Origin of the sequence: Arsenophonus nasoniae DSM 15247 (genome assembly GCF_000429565.1) — a bacterium.
Classification (GTDB): Bacteria; Pseudomonadota; Gammaproteobacteria; order Enterobacterales; family Enterobacteriaceae; genus Arsenophonus; species Arsenophonus nasoniae.
In genome coordinates this window covers 1-1,370 of sequence record NZ_AUCC01000246.1, presented here as the reverse complement: position 1 = coordinate 1,370, position 1,370 = coordinate 1, and the positions used below count along the sequence as shown (strand labels likewise).

At 26.7% G+C, this 1,370-nt stretch carries 2 protein-coding genes; one reads left to right on the top strand and one right to left on the bottom strand.

Annotated features, from left to right (window positions below):
- The coding region (locus G468_RS0118010; protein WP_026824149.1) for a hypothetical protein at nucleotides 1–843 on the bottom strand (843 nt) is incomplete at its 3' end.
- A gap of 314 nt (nucleotides 844–1,157) precedes the next feature.
- On the opposite strand from G468_RS0118010, the gene G468_RS21975 reads away from it, so the two are divergent.
- Nucleotides 1,158–1,370, top strand: a 213-nt coding sequence (locus tag G468_RS21975) for a hypothetical protein (protein ID WP_155847038.1), incomplete at its 3' end; no start/stop codon positions are given.

Here is a 1,370-nt window from a genome sequence, read left to right as displayed (position 1 = left end):
ATTGGTGTTGTTATTGATATTATTATTGGTGTTGTTATTAGCATTATTATTGATGTTATTATTGGTATTATTATTAGCATTGTTATTTGTATCTTTATTAATATCTATACTGTTATTATTAGGCCAAATATGTTGGTGATAATGTCGATGATAGTGTTGATGATGATGTTGAATATTGCCATTTAGTTTATTGTCATTTGATTTATTATCATTTGGCTTATTGCTATTATTTATCGTTGTTACTCTAAAACTATTTAAAAATACTGGATTTTCCTCAGCCCAGATACTGGTCTCTTTGTATGCCAAAATAGTTGCGCCAATTTGTTTTTTTTCAACAATTCCACTTGCGGTAGCTGCTATTTTATAGATCCTGACCTCAAAATTATGAGTTATCTGATTCCAAACCTTATTCGACCAACAAACGTCGATATTATTTACATTATCTCTCCAACCTTTAGTTGGGAAAACCATATCTGGGCACATTGTTTGAACACCCAGCGTATAACCAATTCCTGGGATATTTGTCTTATATACTCTAATCCCCTTTAACAGGGTCGCAAATTCACCATAGAGTTTGCCACCACTAATCATATTTTTAGTATTATTATCACAACGATAAGTCTTAAATGAACCTGATGTGAAAGTGGCTAACAAAGTACCATTAGGTGTATCATTTTGAACAATAATATCTCTTCCATTTATTGTCAGCGGTCCACTAATAGCATTACAGGCACCAAAACCAATGAAGCGATTGAAACTAAAAAAACCATTAAAATTAGCTAAACCAAAAGCTGTATAACCAAGACAAGTAATAATAAAAATAATTATCAATATAATCCTCATAAATTTTCCCTTCATTAAAATAGAGTTATAATTATTAATATTTAAAATAAAAAAATTATAATATAACTCAATTTTTAATTAATAATTTTATTAAAGTAGGGTTTATCAAAATAGAAAAATTTAAAACAATTTACAAATAATAATAGAAATGTTAAAAATATCAATTAATTATACATTCAACTAAGTTAATGTTATTTTAAACCATATATTCAATAGAGGTAGAGTTAAATCAATTGACTCTACCTTAGATTTTATAAATTACTATTGTAAGCTTTCATAGATATCTATTTACCAAAATAGTGATATTATTTTTAATGACTATAATGATAGTGAAACCTAATATTATTGGTATTACCACTTTTATTTATATTACTGCTTCTATTTGTATTACTACTTCTATTAGTATTAGTACTGTTATTCGTGTTAATACTACTATTGGTATTGGTACTGCGATTAGTATTATTACTACTATTCGTGTTACTACTACTATTTATATTAGTACTTTCATTGGCATTAGTACTTTCATT